The organism is Pseudomonas sp. ICMP 3272 (assembly GCF_001466905.1).
In the GTDB taxonomy this organism is placed as follows: Bacteria; Pseudomonadota; Gammaproteobacteria; order Pseudomonadales; family Pseudomonadaceae; genus Aquipseudomonas; species Aquipseudomonas amygdali.
Window position 1 is genome coordinate 62,520 of record NZ_LKEK01000059.1, and the last position, 6,758, is coordinate 69,277.

General features: G+C 56.7%; 5 protein-coding genes and 1 pseudogene. 2 read left to right on the forward strand and 4 right to left on the reverse strand.

The annotated features are described in order from the left end of the window. Positions 1 to 27: 27 nt before the first annotated feature. Together AO068_RS16495 and AO068_RS16500 are read right to left on the reverse strand one after the other, a co-directional pair. A complete protein-coding gene (locus tag AO068_RS16495; protein ID WP_058408900.1) occupies positions 28 to 1,098 on the reverse strand; it encodes an AI-2E family transporter in 1,071 nt (356 codons plus the stop codon). A gap of 36 nt (positions 1,099 to 1,134) precedes the next feature. Beyond that, on the reverse strand, positions 1,135 to 1,386 hold the full coding sequence (locus AO068_RS16500; protein ID WP_002552587.1) for a sulfurtransferase TusA family protein: 252 nt from the start codon (positions 1,384 to 1,386) through the stop codon (positions 1,135 to 1,137). Between the two features lie 140 nt (positions 1,387 to 1,526). Here AO068_RS16500 and AO068_RS16505 point away from each other — a divergent pair, with 140 nt between their 5' ends. Continuing rightward, entirely contained in the window at positions 1,527 to 2,960 is a 1,434-nt protein-coding gene (locus AO068_RS16505; protein ID WP_002552586.1) for a M48 family metalloprotease, read from the forward strand. Between the two features lie 53 nt (positions 2,961 to 3,013). Here AO068_RS16505 and nadA read toward each other — a convergent pair whose 3' ends face one another. Then, entirely contained in the window at positions 3,014 to 4,072 is a 1,059-nt protein-coding gene (gene nadA, locus AO068_RS16510; RefSeq protein ID WP_058408901.1) for a quinolinate synthase NadA, read from the reverse strand. 394 nt (positions 4,073 to 4,466) lie between these two features. On the opposite strand from nadA, the gene AO068_RS16515 reads away from it, so the two are divergent. After that, on the forward strand, positions 4,467 to 6,065 hold the full coding sequence (locus AO068_RS16515) for a glycoside hydrolase family 28 protein (RefSeq protein ID WP_058408902.1): 1,599 nt from the start codon (positions 4,467 to 4,469) through the stop codon (positions 6,063 to 6,065). Positions 6,066 to 6,237: 172 nt separating this feature from the next. Here the strand turns inward: AO068_RS16515 and AO068_RS16520 are convergent. Next, positions 6,238 to 6,441: pseudogene (locus AO068_RS16520) on the reverse strand (hemagglutinin repeat-containing protein); the annotation flags it as partial. Positions 6,442 to 6,758: the final 317 nt, after the last annotated feature.

Here is a 6,758-nt window from a genome sequence, read left to right on the forward strand (position 1 = left end):
GGTGCCGCAACGATCCAGACTTGCTGCTTAAAGCAGTGGTGCCACAGTGGGTTCATTACGCGGCCAGGCATCGAGGACGGCCTTGAACAACGTGGCCAGCGGAATCGCAAAGAAGATCCCCCAGAATCCCCACAGCCCGCCAAACAGCAGCACGGCGCAAATGATTGCAACCGGGTGCAGGTTGACGGCCTCGGAAAACAGCAACGGCACCAGAACGTTGCCATCCAGCGCCTGAATGATGCCGTGGGCAATCATCAGGTAGATGAACTGATCACCCCAGCCCCACTGGAACAATCCGATCAACGCCACCGGCACTGTGACCACCACCGCGCCAACGTAAGGCACGACCACAGATATGCCGACCAGCATCGCCAGCAGCGCTGCGTAGTTGAGCCCGAGCGCGGCGAACGCGATGTAGGTCACGCCACCACAGATGAAAATCTCGATGACCTTGCCGCGAATATAATTGGCAATCTGACGCTTCATCTCATCCGCCACCCGGTTGATCAACGCACGCTCGCGAGGCAGATAGCCGTGCGCCCAGCGGCCGATCATGTGCCGATCCTTCAGAAAGAAGAACACCAGAATCGGCACCAGCACCAGGTAGATCATCAGGTTGACCAGCAATGGCAGGCTGGAGATCGAGAAGGTCAGCGCCAACTGACCGATCTTGCCCACTTCACCACGGGCGACTTCGATCGCCAGCAACACTTGCTCGTCGGAAACCAGATGCGGGTAACGTTCGGGCAGCAACAGCAGTACAGACTGCCACTTGGCAAGCATGCCCGGTGCTTCGTTGAACAGCGTGATCAACTGGTGCCAGAGCAGTGGTACCAGCACCAGCAGGAACAGCAGCAGCACACCGATGAACAGCGTGAAGACCAAGCCGACTGCGGCCATTTCAGGCATGCGCAGTCGCTCCAGAACACTGACCAACCCATGCATCAGGAAGGCCAGCACCAACCCCGCAATGACCGGCGCGAGCATTCCGCCCAGGGTCAGGACAAGGGTAAACGCCAGAAACAGCAAGACCGCCAGTACCACCGCTTCCTCATCGGAGAAGTAGCGCTGCACCCAATTGCGAAGCACATTGAACATCAAACATCCTTTTCAAAAAAAAACGGCAGTGGTGGTTCAAGCCTTGCGCAGCCAATAAAGATAAGTGCCGGCGTCGACCTCTTCATGCAGCAACTCATGCCCGGAAAGTCTGGCAAAAGTTCGAAAATCCCGCTGCGATCCGGCGTCAGTCGCGATCACCTTCAGCACCGCGCCACTGGCCAGACGATTGAGTTCCATCTTGGCTTTCAGCAGAGGCAGCGGACAGTTGAGACCACTGGCATCCAGTTCGGCGTCGCACACCTCGGGGCGCACTACAGCGTCAGACATCGTTTCTCTCCAGGCGGACACATCGAATTACAAACCATGTCCGAAAAGGCATGGCGGATAAGGCGGCAAGAATACCTCACTCTGGTCAGCACGCCATTGAGCCAGCTACAGTACAGGTTCTTCTGACCAGAGCTTCGTGCATGAATTTTTTGCGTCCTACACTGCTCACCCTCGCTTGCCTGTTCGCTACGCATGGCATGGCTGATGACCTGCCTTCACTTGGCGACGCCAGCTCCTCGATTGTCTCCCCCGAACAGGAACACCGCCTGGGTCGAGCGTGGCTGGGATTGCTGCGTGGCCAGGTAGCCCAACTGTCAGACCCGCAACTCAAGGACTACGTCGAGACCTCGGTGTACCGCCTGGCCGAGACCAGCCAGGTTCAGGACCGGCGTCTTGAATTCATCCTGATCAACAGCCCGCAACTCAACGCCTTTGCCGCACCCGGCGGGATCATCGGTGTCAACGGCGGCCTGTTCCTCAACGCCCAGACCGAGGGCGAATACGCGTCGGTACTGGCCCACGAGCTGGCTCACTTGTCGCAACGCCACTTCGCCAGAGGCATGGAGGCCCAGCAGCGTATGCAGGTGCCGGTAATGGCCGCGATGCTGGCGGGTATTGTCATGGCTGCCGCAGGTGCCGGTGATGCCGGTATCGCCACCATCGCCGGCTCACAGGCGGCTGCAATCCAGGAGCAACGTCGCTTTTCGCGCCAGAACGAGCAGGAGGCCGACCGTATCGGCATTCTCAATCTGGAAAAGGCCGGTTATGACCCGCGCAACATGCCCACCATGTTCGAGCGTTTAATGCGTCAGTATCGGTTTGATGCAAGGCCACCGGAGTTTCTGCTGACTCACCCGGTGAGCGAATCGCGGATCGCTGACACACGCAACCGCGCCGAGCAGGCCAAGCCTGGCGGCAAGGAAGACAGCCTGCTGTATCAACTGATGCGCGCCCGCGTTGCGTTGATATACGAAGAAACACCTGGTATCGCCGCCAAGCGTTTTCGTGCGCAACTGGTTGAAAATCCGAAATCCGATCCAGCTCGCTATGGTCTGGCCATCGCACAGATCAAGGGTGGGCAACTGAACGAAGCCAGAGAAACCCTCAAGCCATTAATCGAAAAAGCGCCAAACGACATCACCTATAATCTGACGCAGATCGACCTGGACATCACCAATAACCGCCTTGCCGATGCCCAGCAGCGGGTCGATCGCATGCTGACGCTGTACCCTGGCAGCTACCCGCTCAATGACGTGCGCATTGACGTGCTGCTCAAGCAGAACCGCACCGCCGAAGCCGAAAAAAGCCTTGAAGCGCTGCTCAAGACCCGGCCGGATGATCCGGACATCTGGTACGTCGTAGCGGAAACCCGTGGCCTGAATGGCAACACCATCGGCCTGCATCAGGCGCGTGCCGAATATTTCGCACTGGTCGGCGATTTCCGTCAGGCAATCCAGCAGCTGGACTTTGCCAAACGCCGCGCGGCCAACAACTTTCAGCTAGCGTCACGCATCGATGCACGGCAAAAGGATCTGATTGAACAAGAGCGGATGGTCAAGGACATGATGAACTGATGTCCGAATGAAAAAGCCCGACGCAAGAGCGTCGGGCTTTTTCATTACGCCTGTCAGGCATTGCCCGCTTGTCGCAAGCGCGCCGCCTGAGTGAAGTCCAGCATGCGCTGCAAAGGGCGTACGGCGTTGGGGATCAGCGCCGGGTCAACGAATATCTCGTTGCTACCCTCGCGCAGGCACTGCAAGGTGCGCTCAAGCGTATTCATCGCCATCCACGGGCAATGTGCACAGCTTCGGCATGCAGCGCCGTTACCCGCCGTAGGCGCCTCGATGAAGATTTTGTCCGGGCACAACTGCTGCATCTTGTAAAAGATGCCCCGGTCGGTGGCCACAATGAACGTCTTGTTGGGCAAGCGCTGCGCGGCGGCAATCATCTGACTGGTGGAGCCGACAACGTCAGCCAGCTCGATCACTGCTTCCGGCGATTCCGGGTGAACCAGAATCGCAGCCTCGGGATACAAGGCTTTCATGTCTTCAAGCTGCTTGGATTTGAATTCTTCGTGGACAATGCAGGCACCGTCCCACAGCAACATGTCGGCACCGGTTTCACGCTGGATGTAGCGGCCCAGGTGCTTGTCTGGCGCCCAGATGATTTTCTCGCCGTTGTCCATCAGGCTTTCGACGATCTCCAGCGCGCAGCCTGAGGTCACTACCCAGTCCGCACGGGCTTTGACCGCTGCCGAGGTGTTGGCATACACCACCACGGTACGCTCCGGATGCTGATCGCAGAACGCGGAAAACTCATCGACCGGGCACCCCACATCGAGCGAGCAGGTGGCCTCGAGCGTCGGCATGAACACGCGTTTTTCCGGGTTGAGAATCTTCGCGGTTTCGCCCATGAAACGCACACCCGCAACCAATACAGTGCTGGCAGCGTGGTTATTGCTGAAGCGGGCCATTTCCAGAGAGTCGGCCACGCAACCGCCGGTTTCCTCGGCCAGGGCCTGAATGACCGGGTCGCAATAATAGTGGGCGACCAGTACGGCGTCCTGCTTCTTGAGCTCGGCAGCGATGTCGGCTCGGTAACGCGCCTGCTCTGTAGGGCTCAACGCCTTGGGCTGCTTCGCATCGAGATGAGCCTGCACCAGGAAACGTTCGGAGATCTGTGTCATGTTCGCGGGACCTGAAGGCGCTAGAGCGCGAAAGGCAAGTTTACACCCGAAATACAGGCAATAAAAAAGCCGGAAACCCTTATCAACCAAGGCCCTCCAGCTTTACGCATACATCGCCTGACAAAGGCTGCGCCATGTGCAATCAAGCATATGGCTGATATTCAGTGAATATCGGCCCGACTTCTGAAGGCGCGCCGATTCTAACGCCAAAAAACCGATTTACCAGAAGTTTCTGGATTGGCTACCGCCGATGAGAACCGTTCTTGAAACCGTCTACGGATGCACTAATCGCGGAACATGACAAAGAAATAATTTGTAGCGCCTTTCTATTTGACACATCTCTAAAATATCTTGGCCGACCCAACATGGTTACTCACTATCACAGGTCTCATAGATGCCAGGTCCCCTACAATTCGCCATCAACACTTTTCGGCAGACCTCCTGGATGGCCGCTTCCGTGGCCATGTCACTGACTTTCATCCTGCCCGCGCAGGCGGCCAGCGAGGCAGCCGTGGTGACACCATGGGGCACCATAAGCGAGCCGCCCAGCCCGCCAGTCTGCAAGCAACTTCAAGCGCACCTGACTCCCAGAGACGGCTCGCTGGACAGCGCTGACAGTTCGGCGCTCGACTCCAGGCCTGACCAGGAGAATATCCAGAATGCAATCAATGGGTGTGCTGCCGGACAAGCCGTACAGCTTGTCAAAGGTGAAGGCGACAACTCGGCATTCCTCAGCGGGCCTCTGCAATTGAAATCCGGCGTCACGCTCTGGATAGACGAAGGCGTAACGCTGTTTGCGTCACGTAACCCCAAGGACTACGACAATGGCAAAGGCACTTGCGGCGTCACTACGATTGCCAATCAGGATGCCTGCAGCTCACTGATTTCAGCGAAAAACACCCACTCCAGCGGCGTCATAGGCAAAGGCGTTATAGATGGTCGCGGCGGCAGTCTGCTTACCGCCGGGGCGAATGCCAATCTGCGCAGCTGGTGGGACCTTGTTTACCAGAAGACCTTGTCGAACGTTTATCAACAAAAACCGCGCCTTATACAGGTCAGTGGCGGAACGGACTTCGTTATCCAGGGGCTGACGCTGCAAAACGCTCCGGACTTCAACATTGTGACTGACGGCGTGACCGGGGTGACTGTCTGGGGGATCAAGATTCTGAATCCAAGCCGGGTCTACAGTGTAGAAGGCTACCACTGCCCGAGCGGCTCGACGCCCGACCAGAAGACCCCAGGGACCTGCTTTACCCCGGAAACCGTGAAGAACACCGATGGCTTCGACCCCGGTCAATCGAACAAAGTATTGCTGGCCTACTCCTACATCAGCACAGGTGATGACAACGTAGCGATAAAGTCCAGCCGGATCTCCGGGAGCCGGGACCTGATGTTCGCGCACAATCATTTTTATTATGGCCACGGCCTGTCCATCGGCAGTGAAACCAACGGCGGCGTACACAATGTCAGCGTTGTGGATTTGGCGGCAGATGGCGGAGACAGCCAGGACGGCATCGGGCTAAGAATAAAGACGAGCGCCAAGAACGGTGGAAAGGTAGACGGTATCCGTTACGAAAATGTATGCATGCGCAACGTCAAATTCCCGCTGGTGTTCGACACCAACTACGGCAGTGCCAGCGGAACCTCGTACCCCGATCTCAGCGACATCACAGTGAAGGGCTTCCACTACCTGAACAGTCCGCGATTCGGTGGCGGCAAGATGACCTTCGCCGGCTACAGCGACAATGGCCAGAAACGGCCGATTCTGATCACGCTGGACAACGTTGTCTTTGACGGCGCTCAACCAGCCTTCACAGCGCTTACCGCCACCCACTTCACAATTGGCCCAGGGCCGGTAAGCTTCTTCAACAAACTGGTGCCTTCGATAAAAGACGACGTCACGGTGTCCGGCAGTCCAGGTGACGGCGCGCCGGTCGATTGCACGGCAGCGTTTGTACCGATGAAATCAGTGGTGCCTTGGGCTCCGTTTTAACGGACGTTTGTTGTCGGACAGCGCTGCGGGGGGGAGGTTGGAGTTCACCGCAGATTGCTGTTTGGTTGTGGAGATCTTCACAGGAATAATAAAACACTATGAGCATATGAATGCTGTAAAGCTGAGATCAGCCACTGAACAGGCTGTTGGTGACTTCGGTCGGGGCGATGGTGACGTCGCGGCTGGCCTGGATGGTCATGTCGCGGCCGCTTTCCAGCACGCTGCCTTTGTTGATGACGTCGTCGTTGATCGCGGTCAGTGAGACATCATGGCCTGTGATGATGCCGCCAGCAGTGTTGATCAGGTCATTGCCCGCGAGCAGATCGAGCCGGTTACCAGCTTCTATCAGGCCGGCGTTGACCAGATTGTTACCGGCAATCAATGCACCGGTCGGGTCAACTCAACGATCGTGTTGCACTCGGTTCCTGCAACCGCCCTTTGATCATATTTTTCATATCACGCCAGCAGCCTTATATTAGCTCGAAGGCTAAACAGCACGCCATTTCACTTGACGCGCTAACTATATCATTCACTCTGCAAAACCAATCAATAGTCAAAAAATCACTTTACAAACGTATCAATATCACTCAGTGCACCCTCTATCCACCCTGAAATCGCGCTATCATTTAAATGATCACGAAAGGCCGTAATCACCCTAACTTTATCTAGTTTCTGATGAATTCTAGCGACATG

What these genes read in the sequence shown, in the direction of transcription:
- AO068_RS16515 (WP_058408902.1), top strand. Translation starts at nt 4,467, where the DNA reads ATGCCAGGTCCCCTACAATTCGCCATCAACACTTTTCGGCAGACCTCC.
- nadA (WP_058408901.1), bottom strand. Translation starts at nt 4,072, where the DNA reads ATGACACAGATCTCCGAACGTTTCCTGGTGCAGGCTCATCTCGATGCG.
- AO068_RS16505 (WP_002552586.1), top strand. Translation starts at nt 1,527, where the DNA reads ATGAATTTTTTGCGTCCTACACTGCTCACCCTCGCTTGCCTGTTCGCT.
- AO068_RS16495 (WP_058408900.1), bottom strand. Translation starts at nt 1,098, where the DNA reads ATGTTCAATGTGCTTCGCAATTGGGTGCAGCGCTACTTCTCCGATGAG.
- AO068_RS16500 (WP_002552587.1), bottom strand. Translation starts at nt 1,386, where the DNA reads ATGTCTGACGCTGTAGTGCGCCCCGAGGTGTGCGACGCCGAACTGGAT.